This window comes from Clostridium sp. AF20-7 (assembly GCF_003479275.1).
In the GTDB taxonomy this organism is placed as follows: Bacteria; Bacillota; Clostridia; order Lachnospirales; family Lachnospiraceae; genus Otoolea; species Otoolea fessa.
Genome location: NZ_QUGF01000005.1, coordinates 1 through 16,949 on the forward strand (window position 1 = coordinate 1; position 16,949 = coordinate 16,949).

Consider the following 16,949-nt stretch of genomic DNA (forward strand, 5'->3'; position numbering starts at 1 on the left):
TATTATGGCAGAAAAAGGAGTGGAGGAACAGGTACTTGCTATGGAGCGTTTACCTATTACCGACAATCACGAATGTAATAACAAGCATTGCAACTATGCTGATACAGTTACTGCCGCAGATTTTAGAGGCGGGTATGCAGGTACTCATAAGCCTTGCACAAGGAATAGCACAGGCGCTGCCTACATTATTACCGACAATCGTAACAGTGGTAACAAATATTGTAACCATGCTGATAGAAAATATACCGCTGCTGATTACAGCAGCATTACAGTTGCTTACAGGGTTGGCGCAGGGACTGGTAGCAGCGCTGCCCGTACTGATTGAGGCACTGCCAGAAATTATAACGGCTATTATAAATGCACTGGTTGAGGGCATACCGCTCATTATCGAAAGTGCGGGCGATATTATAGTTGCGCTGATTGACGGCATCATAGATGCAGTACCGCTTTTAATCGCAGCTATGCAACAGATTATAGCAGCCATTGTAACAGGGTTGATTACGGGACTGCCTAAGATTTTGACAGCCGCAGGAAAACTGGTAACGACAATCATAAACAAAATAAAAGAGCTGCCTACTCTGATACCGCAGGCAATAGCAGCGGGAGTGGAAAAAATAGCAGAGTGGGGCGCAAATATGCAGGAAAAAGGCGGCACGGTTATAACAGACTTTGTAACAAAGGTTATAGAGATTGCAAAAGAACTGCCGCAGAAAATCTGGAACGGTATAGTAGGAGCAGTTACCAAAGTGGCTACGTGGGGCGCAAATATGCAGACCAAAGCCAAAGAGGTAATGAACACAATGCTTACGAATATCGTAACGATTGTAAAAGAAACGCCTGCTAAAATCTGGAACAGCATAGTAGGAGCAGTTACCAAAGTGGCTACGTGGGGTACAAATATGCTTACGAAAGCCAAAGAGGTAATGAATACAATGGTAACGGGCATTGTTACTATCGTAAAGGAAGTACCGCAGAAAATCTGGAACAGCATAGTAGGAGCAGTTACCAAAGTGGCTACGTGGGGTACAAATATGCTTACGAAAGCCAAAGAGGTAATGAATACAATGGTAACGGGCATTGTTACTATCGTAAAGGAAGTACCGCAGAAAATCTGGAACAGCATAGTAGGAGCAGTTACCAAAGTGGCTACGTGGGGTACAAATATGCTTACGAAAGCCAAAGAGGTAATGAATACAATGGTAACGGGCATTGTTACTATCGTAAAGGAAGTACCGCAGAAAATCTGGAACAGCATAGTAGGAGCAGTTACCAAAGTGGCTACGTGGGGTACAAATATGCTTACGAAAGCCAAAGAGGTAATGAATACAATGGTAACGGGCATTGTTACTATCGTAAAGGAAGTACCGCAGAAAATCTGGAACAGCATAGTAGGAGCAGTTACCAAAGTGGCTACGTGGGGTACAAATATGCTTACGAAAGCCAAAGAGGTAATGAATACAATGGTAACGGGCATTGTTACTATCGTAAAGGAAGTACCGCAGAAAATCTGGAACAGCATAGTAGGAGCAGTTACCAAAGTGGCTACGTGGGGTACAAATATGCTTACGAAAGCCAAAGAGGTAATGAATACAATGGTAACGGGCATTGTTACTATCGTAAAGGAAATACCGCAAAAGATTTATAACAATATTTCTGGTGCAATTTCCAAAGTGGCTACATGGGGTACAGAGGTAAAAAACAAAGCCGTAGAGGGCATGAACAATGTAATTACAGGAATTAAGGACGTATTTAAGGATATTGGCAGTACGTTTGCTGGGTTCGGTAAAAACATGGTAGAGGGCATCTGGAACGGCATAAGCGGTGCGACACGGTGGATAAAGGACAAAATAAGCGGCTGGGTAGGAAATGTTACCGACTTCCTTAAGGATTTATTTGGAATTGCCAGCCCGTCTAAGCTGATGCGTGACGAAATCGGCGTATATCTGGCGCAGGGTATCGGCGTTGGCTTTTCTAATGAAATCGGCGGCGTTAAGAAAATGATTGAGGACAGCGTACCGCAGGAGTTTGACGTAGACGCAAAGGTAAATGTAGGCAATGAATTTAAGTATGATAACGACGACAAAAAGCCAAAGCCGAGAGGCGGCGGCAGTGCAGCAGGCGGCGTAGTTGTCAATCAGTATATTTATGCGAATACCACGGACTATGCAAAACAGCAGAAAGAGGCAGCCCGACAGTTCAGAATGATAGCAAGGACGGTGTAACACATGGAAAATGAAAAACTGACTTACATAAATTCAAGGGGCGAGCGGTTAGAGCTGGGAGTAGACAGCGTATACCATTGCAATATAAGTAAAGACGTAGAGGGCATTTCCGGCGTTACGAGCGTCATTTACAGTACAAACAGTATGGGACAGCACGGCGACACCTACGTAGGGCAGCGTATCGAGGCGAGGGACATAGACGTAGTGGGACATATCAACACACGGGACAAGGCGCAGGCATTGGAACTGCGCCGCCGTATGCTTAAGATATTTAACCCAGAGCTTAGCGCTACGCTGGTGTATGAGTACGGCGGCTTTAAGCGTGTGATTGATTGCAGGGCGTATGGAGAGCCTAAGATACTAAAGAAAGAGGTACTTTATGAGTTTGATTTACAAATAGAGTGCCTTAACCCGTTCTGGCGGGAAGAGGAAGAAACAAAAGAGGATATAGCAAGCTGGGTGGCTGCGTGGCATTTCCCTTGCGTTATCGAAAAGGACAGCACAAAGAGCATGATATACGGATACCGAGCGGAAAGCGTAATAGTGGACTGCTACAACGAGGGTGACGTATCAACAGGAATGAGGATAAGGTTTACAGCACTGGGGACAGTTTCAAACCCGATACTGCTTAATGTGGATACCGAGGAATTTATACAGATTAACGCCACTATGAAAACGGGCGACGTGATAGAGATTAACACGAAGTACGGCAGCAAGGGCGCTAAGCTGATAAGGGACGGCGTAGAAACCGACTATTTCCGCTACATTGATGTAGACAGTACATTTATGCAGCTTGCCATAGGCGACAATATGTTTAGGTATGATGCAGCCAGCGGCGTAAATTCTCTGGAAGTATCCATATTCTACAGCAAGGAATTTTTAGGAGTGTGACGGTATGGAGCTTAGAGTATTCGACAAGACAGTACAGCCGCTGGGAGCTATAGACGAGCTGGCAAGCCTGCTATGGCATACAAAGTATTTTGACGTAGGAACTTTTAGCCTGCTTGCGCCGATTACGGACAATAATAGCCGTTTGCTGGTAGAGGGTAACTTAATAACCAAGCACGACGGAAAAAAGGAAGTAAAGACCGCCGACGGCGGCGTATGGCGCAGGGCAGCGCAGATAACCTACGTACACATTACCAAAGACGAGAACGGCTTAGAGCAGTTAGAGGCACAAGGCTATATGCTTAGCTGGTGGCTTAATAAGCGCTGCATTTATCCGCAGATTGTGGCGACAGGTACAAACCAGTATCTTATAAACCTTATGGTAAAGAACAACTGCGGCAGCGCAGCGGGAACAAAGCGGCGTTTTCCATTGCTTACATTTCTGGCGCAGGAAACCATAGACGGCGTGGCGGTTGAATATGCAAACGAGGTATACGCACAACTGGGGCAGGAAGTAAAGGCAAGGGCGCAGGCTGGAAAGCTGGGCTACGACATTCTGCTTAACGAAAGAGAGAGACTGTTTGGCTTTTATCTGTATAAGGGCAATGACCTTACAGCCACAAATACCGAGGGTAACACACCCTGCATATTTTCAAGAGATTTTGATAATGTCAACGAGCAGGAATATACAGCCAGTATAGAGAACTGCGGCAACTTTATTTATGTGCAGGGAGCAGCTGACGACGACGGCAGCCAGCCGGTAACCACAGTGGACGGCGAGGGCGCAACGGGGCTGGATTTAGTAGAGGTATTCTGCGACGCTACGGACATTGCCAGAAAGTACCAGCAGGGGGAAACAGAGGTAACAATACCGCTGAATACCTATATTGCAATGCTGAAAACGAGAGGCGGCGCAGAGTTGGAAAACTACGGCAAGAACATAAATTTTGTAAGTACCATAAATACAAATTCAAACTTAAAATTTAAGGCTGATTTTGATTTAGGCGACCGTATTACTTGCAAAGAAACCAAGTGGGGCATACAGATAGATGCACGCATTACAGAAGCAACAGAAACATACCAGAAAGGCGAGGAAACCATAGAGGCGACTTTTGGCGACAGCCTGCCGACGCTGGTAGACCAGATTAGGAAAGTGAGGTAGCAGAAATGGCAAACAGCTTACCGTTTAATGCCGTGGCAGTAGACGGAGAGTACGACAGGGTATATAAAGCCGAGGATTGGGCGTGGTACTTTGCTACTTTCATTGCAAACGGCATTTTTCCAAAGCCAAGCGACGGGCTACAGGTGGTAGCTTACAGCGGCATGGAAATAAGAGTAAATGCAGGCTATGCCTTTATAAACGGCTACGCCTTTAGAAATCCTGCAACGCTTAGCGTAACACTGGATACGGCAGAGGGAGCGCTTAACAGGGTGGACAGGGTAGTAGTTCGCTGGGATTTGCCGCAAAGAGATATGTATATTGCGGTGCTGAAAGGCACACCGTCTGCAAAGCCGACAGCAACGGCAGTAACACGCACTACGGAAATATGGGAGCTTGCGCTTGCAGATATTTACGTAGGCAAGGGCGTAACAAGGATACAGACGCAGAACATCACAGACCAGCGGTTTAATAGCGCAGTCTGCGGCATTGTAACAGGAACGGTGGAAGAGATAGACGCAAGCGTGCTTACAAAGCAGTTTACGGACTTTTTCAACACCTACAGCGCAGCCGTGCTGGACGAGTTCAGCGCATATAAGCAGAGTATGGAAAAGTACCTTACAGAGATTGCGGGCGTATATGACAGCTACGTAAGCAAGACAGAGGGCTTATTTGCACAGTATGAGAGCCAGTTTAACGAAAGATACAGCAGTTTTGAAAGCACGCTTGACAACTGGGACAAGGAACTTTTAAGCGCCTATACAGAATTTATGGCAAAAATTAAGTTATTCCAGTCGGACGCTGAAAACGAATTTAACACATGGTTTGAGAGTATCAAGGACAAGCTGGGCGAGGACATAGCAGGCAGCCTGCAACTGCAAATTGAAGAGCTGGCAGCAGCCATGCAGGAAGTGAAAAAGCAGGCAGAGGCAGGCACGAAAGAAACAAAAGAGGCAATAGCAGCGCTGGACGAGCGACTTAAGAGAGTAGAAAGCGGCTGGGGCATTGACTATAAGCATGATGCTGTACTGGGATTGTGTTACATGGGTGCAGCATACATGAGCCAGCATTACGAAAGAACAGTAGAAACGGCAGTGTTAGGGGCTACCTACGTGGGTAATTCCTATCTTGCAAATACATTTTAGAAAGGCGGCAGACCATGAAAGGATTTCCTAAAGTATTAAAGACAAAAGAGGATTATTACAACTGCCTTGCTATGGTAGCAAGCGGAGAACTGGCGGCAGCAGATTTGCTGGCGAAAATCGAGAGCGCAGAGAACCAGCGTTATATTGAGTGTGGCGTAGCAGCTGTAGAGGAAGAGAAAAAGGCGGTTACGGTATATTACTGCGACGAGGCAGCGGTAGGTATGAAATTTGTAGCGGGCGACGTATCCGGCACGGTGCAGGGAGTAACACATATCCAGACCGACGAGGCAGCGGCAGCAGGAGAGGCAGGAAACGACAGAACAGCCCTTACACTTTCCAAAGCGGTAAAAGCGGGCTGCAAGGTAATTGCGCTGGAACGCACAGACACCGTGGCAGGAATGACAACAGACGACATTGCAGCACTGAAAGGAGTATTAAAGCAGTATGAGTAGATTATTAGTGGACGACGTTACAAAGACCGACGCAAGGGCGCTTTTGAACGTAAATAAAATGGCTACAATCAGCGATATTGTAGCACCGAGCAATGAGTACATTTACGCCAGCGGAGCAAATGAACTGACCGTAGTAGAGGGCTGCGTAATTGCCGTGGGTGGTGCTGGAATTTTCAAGACAGCAAATACCATTCTTACGGCTGCTAATCTGGACGCAGGCAGCGCTTTTGCGGTAGGTAAAGACTATTACGTATATATCTGCGACAGCAGAATTGACAGCGCAGACGAGAAATACGTAATTTCCCTTAACTCTACATACCCGACAGGCTGGAACGCTACAAACAGCCGTAAAATCGGCGGCTTTCATTATGGACGCTGCCGCAAGGTGGACAGCAATTTACAGCCGCTTAATGGCAGCAGTGTTATTTTTGGCACAGGCTGGGAAAGTGCAGTAAGCAACGGCATTGTACCACGTTCTGTATGGACACTGGGACACCGCCCGAAATGCAGCCCAGAGGGTATGGTATATTTAGGCGGTGGCACATGGGTAGATATTTACCTTAATTCTGACGACGGAGCAAAGGGCTTGAAATCAGAGTACGGCTGCGCACCTATGACGGGTACAGAAAGCATGAACTGGTATAACTTTGTAGAACGTCTGGCAAAGAGCGGTAAACGCCTGCCGAACTATGCAGAATTTTGCGCGTATGCTTTTGGCAGCCCTGCCGGACTGGATAACGCAAATACAAACGCATGGAGCGCCACCAGCAACACAGGTAGGGGCGTAACAGGCAGTGTGGTAAATGCCGTTTCTTCCGTGGGCGTTGTAGATGCCGTGGGGCGTGTCTGGGAGTGGCTGGACGAGCTTATTACAAGAGCGGAACACGCCACAAATGCAGACTACCACGCAAGCGTAGCGTGGGGCTGGGACAAGAAAAGCCCATTGAACACAGGCGAGAAGTCTTACGACGTTGGTAACATTTACCAGTATTACGCATATTCTCTGGCGGCGCTGATGGCGGGCGGCAACTGGGACGATGGGGCGAGTTGCGGCGCTCGTGCCGTGTATTGCGGCGGTTACCCGTGGGATGTCCCTACGGCCGTTGGCGCTCGTGGGGCGTGTGACTCTCTGTAGACGGCGGGCGAAAGCCCAGCCGGATAAACGGGGGTAAGGCATGGACATACAGACAAAAACAGATATTATACACCAGAAAATATACGATTTTCTGCTATATATTTACCCTCTGCTTACGAAGTACCCAAAGTATGAGAAATTCAGTTTACAGACGGCGACCAGAAACGCAATTCTTGAAATGCTGCAAGAGGTTATAAAGTGGGATAAGACGGCAACGAAAAGCCATTTATACACGGTGGATACGGCATTGCAGGAAAGTAAAGAATTGCTGCGGCTGGCGCATGATTTGAAATATAGCGCCATGAACGCACGGCACTACGGCGAGAGCTGCCGCAAGCTGAAAGAAATAGGCGTTATGCTGGGCGAACTGATAGAAGAGGTAAAGACCAGAAAATAGCAGGATATGGGGCAGCTGCTTACTTACAGCCTCTGGCGGCGCTGATAGCGGGCGGCAACTGGAACAATGGGGCGAATTGCGGCGCTCGTGCCGTGAATTGCAACAATTACCCGTGGAATGTCAATACGAACATTGGCGCTCGTGGGGCGTGTGACTTAGTGAGAACATTACAGGCACAGAGTTCTACGGAATACTGGCAAGGACTTAGAAAGGGATAAGACCGAGTGTTTAATATCCTATAGTCAGAGCGGCTGTCCCGCCGTGAGGCAAAGAGAAAAAATACGGCTGCTGGTTAGTAGCTACGGCGAAAGGCAGGAGCTTAATACTTGAAGAGAGTAGGATACATTACCGATAAGGACGGGCGGCGCATTACGCTTTTAGAGGCTATGGGCGACTATGGAAACGTACAGAAAGCCTATAACAAAGCCAGAAAGTGTAAACGCCACAGAAAAGACGTACTGATTTTTACGAAAGACAAAGAGGAAAACTTAGACAAGGTGCGGGAAGATATTCTAAACCTTGCCTATGAGCCGAGCGAATACCATTACTTTAAGGTGTACGAACCGAAAGAGCGGCAGATAATGGCGCTGCCGTTCTATGACAGGGTGGTACAGCACGCCATAAACAACGTGTTAGAGCCTATATTTGATAAGAGGTTTATATCGCAGTCTTACGCCTGCCGGAAAGGTAAAGGTATGCACGCTGCGTCTGATACGCTAAAAGAGTGGCTGTATGAGTGGAACAAATACCACCCAGACCAGCCGCTTTATGCTATCAAGGCAGATATACACCACTATTTCCAGAGCATAGACCATGCGGTATTAAAAACTGAAATACGTAAGGTTATAAAAGACGCTGGGGTACTGGCATTGCTGGACAGGATAATAGACCACAACGGCAATATGCCGGACGGCGTAGGGATACCAGTAGGAAACCTTACCAGTCAGTTATTTGCAAATATCTATCTGGACGCATTAGACCAGTTTATTAAGCATGAGCTGGGCGTAGAGGCGTACATACGATATATGGACGACTTTGTAATATTAAGCACAGACAAGGAACAGCTGCGCAGCTGGCTTGCACGGATAGAGCAATTCTTACGGGAAGAGCTTAAGTTAGAGTTTAACCCGAAAACTACCATACTGGCAGCAAAGAACGGTATAGACTTTGTAGGCTACAAACACAGGGCAACGCACAGGAAAGTACGAAAGGACAGCATAAAGCGCATAAAGCGTACTATCAAGAAGTGCGAGAGCGGGAAAATCACAAAAGAGCAGTTACAAAAGAGTATACAGAGCTGGACGGGACACGCAGGACATGCCGACAGCTATAACCTACAAAAGAAAATAGAAACGCTGGCAGAGGCAGCCATAGAAAAGGTTGCTTAAGCGGCAAAATGCAGGAGCGAGTACATGAGTAGCAATTTATTAAGGGTAGTACAAGAACAACAGGAAACCATAGAAAAGCAAAGCAGGCTTATTGCTGATTTAATAGCCACTCTGGAAAGCTGGGAGCAGACAGCAGGCTACGACGGCGCAGAGCTGAAAGAGCGGGCAAAAGATTTGCAATTAAGAGAAAGGCAGGATTTATGAACATGACTATTACAGAATTTATTGAGGCGGCGGCACATAACAAAATTATCCAGCTGGTAGTATTGGCGATTGTGTGCGACACGGTTTTTGGCGTGCTGCGTGCAATCAAAGAGAAGAAATTTAACAGCTGCGCAGGCATTGACGGGGCTATAAGAAAAGTAGGTATGCTTATTTCTCTGGTATTCATGCTGGCAATCGACGTACTGATTAAGATTAACTTAATCGGATTTATACCGGAGCAGGCACGTACATATTTAGGGCTTGATACCGTGGGCGTGGCTGAATTTTTCGCATTGCTTTACATTGCCTATGAGGTAGTGAGCATTTTTAAAAATATGGCATTATGCGGGCTGCCCGTAAAAAAGGTATGGGAAAAGGTGCGGGAGTTTCTGGCGAAGTATACGGACGAACTGCCGGACACAGACGAACTGGACGGGGACAGCACCACAGGCAACGTAGAGGAACACAGGACACAGGAAAGATAAGAATAATAAGGACATAGCAGCAAAGAGCGCTTGCGGGACACCGCAGGCGCTTATTTTGTATGCGGAAAGGCAGGAAATATGAACATTAACAGAAAGATAAGTAAGTACAATTTCAATAAGGGCAGCGTTTCCAGAATTAAGTATATTGTTATACATTATGTAGGCGCACTGGGCGGCGCAGAGGACAACTGCCGATATTATGGCGGCGGCAATAGAAATGCGTCGGCGCATTACTTTGTAGGATTTAACGGCGAGGTATGGCAGTGCGTAGAGGACGCTAATATAGCGTGGCATTGCGGAGCGTCGAGCTATAAGCACGCAGAGTGCCGAAACGCTAATAGTATCGGTATTGAAATGTGCGTAAGGAAGAAAAACACAAAGAGCATGGGCGCAACAGATAAAGACTGGTATTTTGAGGACGCAACAGTAGAGGCAGCGGCAGAGCTTACCCGTTACCTTATGAATAAATACGGCGTGCCTGCATCTCATGTAATCAGACATTACGACGTAACGGGCAAGATTTGCCCTAACCCGTATGTATATAACACCAGCGCCCACACATGGGACGAGTTTAAGCGTAAAATCAGCGGACAGGCAGAAACACCGCAGGGCGGCAATGAAAAAACAATCTGGAATTTTCTTACAGGAAAGGGCTTAAATGCTTATGCCGTGGCTGGTATTATGGGTAATCTGCATGCTGAAAGCGGGCTTATGCCGAACAACTTACAGAACACCTATAACAATAAGCTGGGTAAGACGGACGCAGAATATACAGCAGCGGTGGATAATGGCAGCTATGGCAATTTTGTAAAGGACAGTGCAGGCTATGGGCTGGCGCAGTGGACGTATTGGAGCAGAAAGCAGGCGTTGCTTAATCATGCAAAAAAGGCGGGCGTATCCATTGCAGACCTTAATATGCAGCTGGGCTTTTTATGGGAAGAATTGCAGGGCTACACGGCAGTAATGGACGCACTGAAAAAGGCAGGCAGCGTGCGTGCTGCATCTGATGCCGTTCTTACTGGATATGAAAAGCCAGCAGACCAGAGCGAAACGGTAAAGAAAAAGCGTGCAGAGTACGGCGAGGGTTATTATAAAAAGTATGCAGCGGGAAACGGTACAAAGTATTACAGAGTGCGCAAGAGCTGGACGGACGCAGCAAGCCAGCTGGGGGCGTTTACGTCGCTGGAAAATGCAAAGAGCGCTTGCAAGGCGGGCTATACCGTATATGATGATAACGGCAAGGCGGTATATGCCGCAGCGGGGCAGCAGGCAAGCGCAGGCGTTCCGTTTAGCGTACAGGTAGATATTTTAGACCTTAATATCAGAACGGGAGCAGGCACAAACTATGCAAAAACAGGAGAAACCACAGGAAAGGGAGTATTTACCATTGTGGAAGTGAAAGCCGGACAGGGCGCAAGTGCTGGCTGGGAACGCTTGAAGAGTGGCGCAGGCTGGATTAGCTTAGATTATGCCACAAGATTAGCTTAAGTTTTCGAGGGTGGGCGGTTCGCTGTCTGCCCTCTATTTTTTTGCAATTTTATAGGATTTTCTGCATAAAAGCGTTGACAAGTTACCCAAATGGGTATATAATTAAATTATGGAAAGGAGATAAGAACAAATAAGAGGCAAAGCCACTGGAAAGGAGAAACGGCACAATGGGTAAGAAAAAGAAACAAAAGAAAAAGCCTATCAAATGGCGAGACTTGGCAATCAACGCATTGATAGACTTAATCATAGGAATTATACTTATCATAATTGGTAAGTACATAGGTTAGGGCGAAAGCCCTAACCAACAGGCGGGCGATAAGCCCGCCGCCTATAAAAAATATAACACAAACCCACAGCCGAGTAAAGAGTATGCTTTTGAAATTAGGAGTATTTTTAGTAGCAGTAGGACTTGTAAAGCTGCTTATTGCTTTCATTTTGAGAGCGAAAGAAAAGAGAGGTAAGGCATGAATTTAGGCGAAAACATAAGGAAAGCACGAAAAGCGGCAGGCGTGACGCAAAAGGAACTTGCAGAGCGCCTGCAAGTTTACCCGAAAGATATAAGCCGTTGGGAAAACGGAGAAAGAACGCCGAGCGTGCCAGCGTTTGCGAAAATTTGCAGAGAGCTTAACGCCTCTGCTGATGAAATTTTAGAATTGAAGTAGATACGAAAGCGAGGGCTTACTATGACAAAGAAAAAGGTAATTTTATTGGTAGTGGCTGCATTATTTGCAGTAAGCGGTTTAACGGCGCTGCCGTCTGGAAATATAACAGGCGGGGTGGGCTGCATTGTGGTTGCGGCAGTATGCGCCTATTTTGGACTGAAAAAGAAAAGCGCAGGAAAAGAGAACGGAAACAGAACGCCAGCGCCTGCCGCTGCATCTGGTGGCAGAATTTTAGATACAATCAGAACGAAAGTAGTAGGCGTGACGTTCAATAATGAGGACGGAGAAAACAGGCAGGATATTTTAAGCAGAATGTCCGGCAGTGAAGATATTACAGTAGAAAAGTATACATACAACGGAGAGCCTGCCGCATACGTAAAGTGGGGCGATAAGGTAATAGGCAATCTATCGGCAGAGCTGGCGGGGGACTTAGCGAGAAAGTACCCGAAAGTCCGCTACACCGCAGAAATACTGGAAATTTCTGGGGGGGGGGGTACAGACGTTCGGGTGCAATATAGAGCTTGACGTAATCGAGGACACAACGCCCAGCGTAAGCCAGCATACGGGAGAAACTACGGTATATGTAGACCGTAGCAACAAAAAATACCATAGTAAGCCTAACTGTTCGGGAATGAAAAACCCAAAGAGCATACCGCTAAGCCAAGCAAAGAAGAAATACACCGCTTGTAAAAAGTGTTGTAAATAGGTAAAGGCATAAGCCGCAGACTTGTAAAAGAGTTTGCGGCTTTTCGTCGTATATGGGGAAAGAACAGGAACGAAAGAGAGGCAGCAGAAATGGCGAATAAGAAAGGCAGCCGACAGCTGACATGGACAGACCGTATAAGCCTTGAGGCGTTGAAAAAAGCGGGGCATAGCGTGATAGAGATAGCAGAGCAGCTGGGCGTACACCGCAGCACTATATATAATGAGCTTAAGAGAGGGCAGTATATGCACCGAAACAGCGACTATACGGAAGAACTGCGCTATAGTCCAGATATTGCACAGGAAAAGGCAGAGGAAAATTTAAAGGCGAGAGGCACACAGCTTAAAATAGGGAACGATATTGCATACGCAAATTACATAGAGGATAAAATAGTAAATGAAGATTACAGCCCAGCGGCGGTACTGGGAGAGCTGAAAGCGCAGGGAAAAGAGGGGGACTTTTCCGTAACGGTATGCGTAACGACTTTATACAGCTACATTGATAAGGGCATTTTCCTTAAGCTGTCTAACAAGGATTTGCCAGTAAAGAAGAATAAAAAGCGGAAATATAAGAAAGTGCAGCGGCAGCAGTCAAGGGCAGCAGCAGGCGAGAGTATAGAGAAACGCCCGAAAGAGATAGATACACGGGAAGAGTTCGGCAACTGGGAAATGGACAGCGTTTTAGGCAAGCGGGGAAAGTCAAAAAATACGCTGCTGGTGCTGACAGAGCGGAAAACCAGAAACGAGATTATATTTAAGCTGCCAGACCATACAGACGAGGCAGTAGTAGCGGCGCTGGATAGATTAGAAAGGAAATGGGGCGCTGATATGTTTAAGCGGGTATTTAAGACAATCACTGTAGACAATGGCAGCGAGTTTGCAGACGCAGAGGGCTTACAGCGTTCTATTATCAACGAGGGAGAAAAGCGGACAAAGGTATATTACTGCCACCCGTACAGCAGTTGGGAGCGTGGCACGAATGAGGTAACAAATAAGATGATACGCCGGAAGATACCGAAAGGCACAAATTTTGACGACAGGACAGAGGAAGAGGTAGAGAGTATAGAGAACTGGATAAACGGATACCCACGCAAAATACATGGCTATCATTCAGCAGGGGAATTATTCAAGGAAGAGGTAAAGCAGCTTGCATAACAACGGATACAGGGAGCGTGAGAGGCTGGCAGCAGTGGCAGCCTTACTACTGCGTTGCCTAAAAGTGAAAATATACAATAAAACAGGCTGCGTATTGTGCAAAATGGCAAAACGATAAAAACATGAAAAAATGTCGATTTTAATGTTGACATTTTTAATTCTAAAAAAGAGAGCAGAAAGTCCTTGCAAATCAAGGATTTCTATGATAAAATCATATTCTGTGAAATAAAGAGATGTTCCGCTGTTACAGGAAGCACGTTTTTACGGGATAAAAGATCGTATTAAGAACATCAAAGATTTTAAAGGAGGTTCACAAAGATGAACGAGATTATTAAGAACATTGAAGCAGCTCAGTTAAAGGAAACCGTTCCGAGTTTCAACGTAGGCGATACAGTACGTGTATCTGCTAAGATCAAGGAGGGAAACCGCGAGAGAATTCAGGTTTTCGAGGGAACTGTTATTAAGAGACAGAACGGCGGCGTTCGCGAGACTTTCACTGTTAGAAAGAGCTCCAACGGTGTTGGTGTAGAGAAGACCTGGCCGTTACATTCTCCGTCTGTAGAGAACGTTGAAGTAGTAAGAAGAGGTAAAGTAAGAAGAGCAAAACTGAACTACCTGAGATCCAGAATCGGCAAGGCAGCGAAGGTAAAAGAGTTAGTAAAATAATTTCTGAAGCGGATGGGGCTGCTGTACAGGTCAGCCTGCTGTGCATCCGGATATGCGGTTATGTGTGTCCGGCGCGGCGGGAGGAGCTGTGCAGCAGCTTTTTTTCGTGTAATAGGAAATTCCTTGTGATTCCCTATTATAAAAAAGAATGTGTCCTGGCACATTCTCGCGCCGAGCGCGGTCGCTTGCGACATGAGCGATGATTCATGGGGAACGGATAGAGAGGGAGTGACATATGGAGCTGAAAGAGGATAAAAACCGCATCCGTCTGGTGGTTGGATGGATCGTGGATATCGCGGTGGTAATTTCGATCGCGTGGTTCGCCGTGTTTGCGATGGGGACGCAGATACGGGTGAGCGGTCAATCAATGGAACCGGTGTTGTCGCAGAACGAAAAGGTTCTGATGAACCGCCTGAGTTACCGCGTGATGCGCCCAAAGCGCTATGACATTATCGTATTTGAAAAAGAAACGGGAAATTACAATATAAAACGCGTCATTGGACTGCCAGGTGAGACGGTGCAGATCAAGGACGGTTATATTTACATTAATAATGAAAAATTAGACGCCCCGAACGACTTGGGTAAGGCGGCTCTGGCTGGACTGGCGGAATATCCGATTAGTCTGGATAAAAACGAATATTTTCTGCTGGGTGACAACCGCTCCGGCAGTGAGGACAGCCGCTTTTCCAATGTGGGAAATGTGAAGTTCCGGCAGATCAAAGGAAAGGTCTGGCTGCGGATCCAGCCGGTTAGCCGGTTTGGGTTGATTTCGTCGAGATAGGTTCTAAGAAAGGAAGAAAATTTCATGCAGATACAATGGTACCCTGGACATATGACAAAGGCAAAAAGAGCCATGAAGGAAGATATCAAGCTGATCGATCTGGTGATTGAGCTGGTGGATGCGCGCGTGCCGCTCGGCAGCCGCAACCCGGATATTGATGAGCTTGCGAAGGGAAAGGGACGGATTGTCCTTTTAAATAAGGCGGATCTGGCGGACGACGGCTGTACAGAGCGCTGGATCGCATGGTTTAAGGAGCAGGGCATCCATGCACTCCGCATCAACGCGCGCAGCGGCATGGGAATGAAGCAGATCCAGCCGCTGGTGCAGGAGGCATGCAAGGAGAAAATTGAGCGTGACCGCCGCCGCGGTATCAAAAACCGCCCGGTGCGGACGATGGTAGTCGGCATTCCGAATGTCGGAAAATCGACCTTTATCAATTCCTTTGCCGGAAAAGCCTGCGCCAAGACTGGAAATAAACCGGGTGTTACCAAGGGAAACCAGTGGATCCGCTTAAATAAGACACTGGAACTTCTCGATACGCCGGGAATCCTCTGGCCGAAATTTGAAGATCCGAATGTGGGACTGTGCCTTGCATTTATCGGCTCGATCAACGATGAGATTCTGGATAAGGAAGAGCTGGCAGCCGAGCTGATCAAAAATATGTCCGGACGTTACGGAAAGCGCCTGGAAGAGCGGTATGGTGTGACGCTGGTTGAGAATACGGCTGGGGACGGCGAAGATACAAAAAAAGCCTGGGAAATTCTGCGTGAAATCGCAAGGGCACGTTCCTGTCTTTTAAAGGGCAGCGAGCTGGATACGAAAAAAGCGGCTGGCTTCCTATTAGATGACTTCCGCAGCGGCAAACTGGGGCGCGTGACGCTGGAAGTGCCGGAGGTATAGGAAAACATGAGAAAACTAACAGGAGAAAAACTGGAAGCAGAACTGGCGCGTCTCGAAGGAATGCGCGCCTATGAACATCAGTACGAAAGTGCAGGGATCGTCTGCGGCATTGATGAGGCGGGCAGAGGTCCATTAGCCGGTCCGGTGGTGGCGGCGGTCGCGGTACTTCCGAAAGACTGTACGATTCTGCGGCTGAACGATTCCAAAAAATTGTCGGAAAAATGCCGGGAAGAATTGTTTCTGGAAATCAAAGAAAAGGCAGCTGCCTACGGAATTGGAATTGTAAGCCCGGAGGTGATCGATTCCATCAATATTTTGCAGGCGACCTATGAAGCAATGCGTCAGGCAGTCGCACAGCTTCCGCAGGAGCCGGATATCTTTTTAAATGACGCGGTCATCATTCCGGGGATTTCGGAGGAAAAGCAGATTAAGATTATCAAGGGCGATGCAAAAAGTGTCTCGATCGCGGCAGCCAGTATCCTGGCAAAAGTGACGAGGGATCATATGATGATGGAGTACGATAAAATCTATCCGGAATACGGGTTTGCGAAGCATAAAGGATACGGAACCAAGATGCATAACGAGGCAATTTTAACCTATGGTCCATGCCCGATCCACCGGAGAACCTTTTTGAAGAAGCTGCTGGGCGAGGAAGCCGCGATGCAGGGGATGAAATAACAGAAAAGGAGCTGAATGGGAGAAAGAAACTTTCATCTTCATGGAAATTCATTCAACCGCCGTGCCATCGGAACTGAATATGAAACCCTGGCGTGTGAATATCTCACCCGGCACGGTTATCAGATTCTCTGCCGAAATTTCCGCTGTCGCCAGGGTGAGATTGATATTATCGCAAGAGATAGAGACTATCTGGTTTTTATCGAGGTCAAATACCGCCGCGATGAACACGAAGGCGATCCGGCGGAGGCAGTGGATGCCCGCAAGCAGGCGAGGATTCTTCGTACCGCCCGGTATTATATGACGCGTTATCATATTTCCGAGGACACGCCGTGTCGGTTTGATGTGGTGGCGGTGCTTGGCAGTAACGTGAGATTAATTCGGGACGCGTTCTGGTGCGGATAATTACAAATGAGAGAATTCAAAAACTGCACAACGAGATTTG

General features: G+C 47.2%; 19 protein-coding genes. All 19 read left to right on the forward strand.

Going from position 1 to position 16,949, the window contains the following annotated elements:
* Nucleotides 1-95: 95 nt before the first annotated feature.
* The 19 genes from DWX68_RS05805 to DWX68_RS05895 all read left to right on the forward strand — a co-directional run bounded on the left by DWX68_RS05805 (nt 96) and on the right by DWX68_RS05895 (nt 16,909).
* Nucleotides 96-2,222, forward strand: a complete 2,127-nt coding sequence (locus tag DWX68_RS05805) for a hypothetical protein (RefSeq protein ID WP_243027584.1) — start codon at nt 96-98, stop codon at nt 2,220-2,222.
* Nucleotides 2,223-2,225: 3 nt separating this feature from the next.
* Nucleotides 2,226-3,113, forward strand: coding sequence for a phage tail family protein (locus tag DWX68_RS05810; protein ID WP_003023324.1), 888 nt, complete (start codon nt 2,226-2,228; stop codon nt 3,111-3,113).
* A 4-nt stretch (nt 3,114-3,117) separates the two neighbouring features.
* Nucleotides 3,118-4,272 (forward strand): siphovirus ReqiPepy6 Gp37-like family protein, encoded by a 1,155-nt coding sequence (locus tag DWX68_RS05815; RefSeq protein WP_118628820.1) that lies wholly within the window; start codon nt 3,118-3,120, stop codon nt 4,270-4,272.
* 5 nt (nt 4,273-4,277) lie between these two features.
* Nucleotides 4,278-5,414, forward strand: a complete 1,137-nt coding sequence (locus DWX68_RS05820) for a hypothetical protein (RefSeq protein ID WP_002591281.1) — start codon at nt 4,278-4,280, stop codon at nt 5,412-5,414.
* Between the two features lie 14 nt (nt 5,415-5,428).
* Nucleotides 5,429-5,866 (forward strand): hypothetical protein, encoded by a 438-nt coding sequence (locus tag DWX68_RS05825; protein WP_055056154.1) that lies wholly within the window; start codon nt 5,429-5,431, stop codon nt 5,864-5,866.
* Nucleotides 5,859-7,001: a hypothetical protein gene (locus DWX68_RS05830; protein WP_118628821.1), complete on the forward strand. Its 1,143-nt coding sequence runs from the start codon at nt 5,859-5,861 to the stop codon at nt 6,999-7,001. The genes DWX68_RS05825 and DWX68_RS05830 overlap by 8 nt, the downstream gene beginning before the upstream one ends.
* Before the next feature lie 40 nt (nt 7,002-7,041).
* Nucleotides 7,042-7,398 (forward strand): diversity-generating retroelement protein Avd, encoded by a 357-nt coding sequence (avd, locus tag DWX68_RS05835; protein WP_002591284.1) that lies wholly within the window; start codon nt 7,042-7,044, stop codon nt 7,396-7,398.
* 326 nt (nt 7,399-7,724) lie between these two features.
* On the forward strand, nt 7,725-8,786 hold the full coding sequence (locus DWX68_RS05840; RefSeq protein WP_118628822.1) for a reverse transcriptase/maturase family protein: 1,062 nt from the start codon (nt 7,725-7,727) through the stop codon (nt 8,784-8,786).
* Between the two features lie 24 nt (nt 8,787-8,810).
* A complete protein-coding gene (locus tag DWX68_RS05845) occupies nt 8,811-8,990 on the forward strand; it encodes a hypothetical protein (RefSeq protein ID WP_117553022.1) in 180 nt (59 codons plus the stop codon).
* Nucleotides 8,987-9,475, forward strand: a complete 489-nt coding sequence (locus DWX68_RS05850; RefSeq protein ID WP_038269743.1) for a phage holin family protein — start codon at nt 8,987-8,989, stop codon at nt 9,473-9,475. Before DWX68_RS05845 ends, DWX68_RS05850 begins: the two co-directional genes overlap by 4 nt.
* Nucleotides 9,476-9,553: 78 nt before the next feature.
* Entirely contained in the window at nt 9,554-10,963 is a 1,410-nt protein-coding gene (locus tag DWX68_RS05855; RefSeq protein WP_118628904.1) for a phage tail tip lysozyme, read from the forward strand.
* Between the two features lie 464 nt (nt 10,964-11,427).
* Nucleotides 11,428-11,625 (forward strand): helix-turn-helix transcriptional regulator, encoded by a 198-nt coding sequence (locus tag DWX68_RS05860; protein ID WP_118628823.1) that lies wholly within the window; start codon nt 11,428-11,430, stop codon nt 11,623-11,625.
* Nucleotides 11,626-11,646: 21 nt separating this feature from the next.
* Nucleotides 11,647-12,150 carry a hypothetical protein gene (locus DWX68_RS05865; RefSeq protein WP_118628824.1) on the forward strand — a complete coding sequence of 168 codons (504 nt, stop codon included), beginning with the start codon at nt 11,647-11,649 and terminating at the stop codon, nt 12,148-12,150.
* A 270-nt stretch (nt 12,151-12,420) separates the two neighbouring features.
* Nucleotides 12,421-13,482: an IS30 family transposase gene (locus tag DWX68_RS05870; RefSeq protein WP_118628825.1), complete on the forward strand. Its 1,062-nt coding sequence runs from the start codon at nt 12,421-12,423 to the stop codon at nt 13,480-13,482.
* A gap of 318 nt (nt 13,483-13,800) precedes the next feature.
* On the forward strand, nt 13,801-14,148 hold the full coding sequence (rplS, locus tag DWX68_RS05875; protein ID WP_022360232.1) for a 50S ribosomal protein L19: 348 nt from the start codon (nt 13,801-13,803) through the stop codon (nt 14,146-14,148).
* A 235-nt stretch (nt 14,149-14,383) separates the two neighbouring features.
* Nucleotides 14,384-14,929: a signal peptidase I gene (gene lepB / locus DWX68_RS05880; RefSeq protein WP_106999916.1), complete on the forward strand. Its 546-nt coding sequence runs from the start codon at nt 14,384-14,386 to the stop codon at nt 14,927-14,929.
* Between the two features lie 24 nt (nt 14,930-14,953).
* Nucleotides 14,954-15,829 (forward strand): ribosome biogenesis GTPase YlqF, encoded by an 876-nt coding sequence (gene ylqF, locus DWX68_RS05885; protein WP_022358769.1) that lies wholly within the window; start codon nt 14,954-14,956, stop codon nt 15,827-15,829.
* Nucleotides 15,830-15,835: 6 nt separating this feature from the next.
* Entirely contained in the window at nt 15,836-16,507 is a 672-nt protein-coding gene (locus DWX68_RS05890) for a ribonuclease HII (protein ID WP_117795445.1), read from the forward strand.
* Between the two features lie 15 nt (nt 16,508-16,522).
* Entirely contained in the window at nt 16,523-16,909 is a 387-nt protein-coding gene (locus DWX68_RS05895) for a YraN family protein (protein WP_106999914.1), read from the forward strand.
* Nucleotides 16,910-16,949 lie beyond the last annotated feature (40 nt).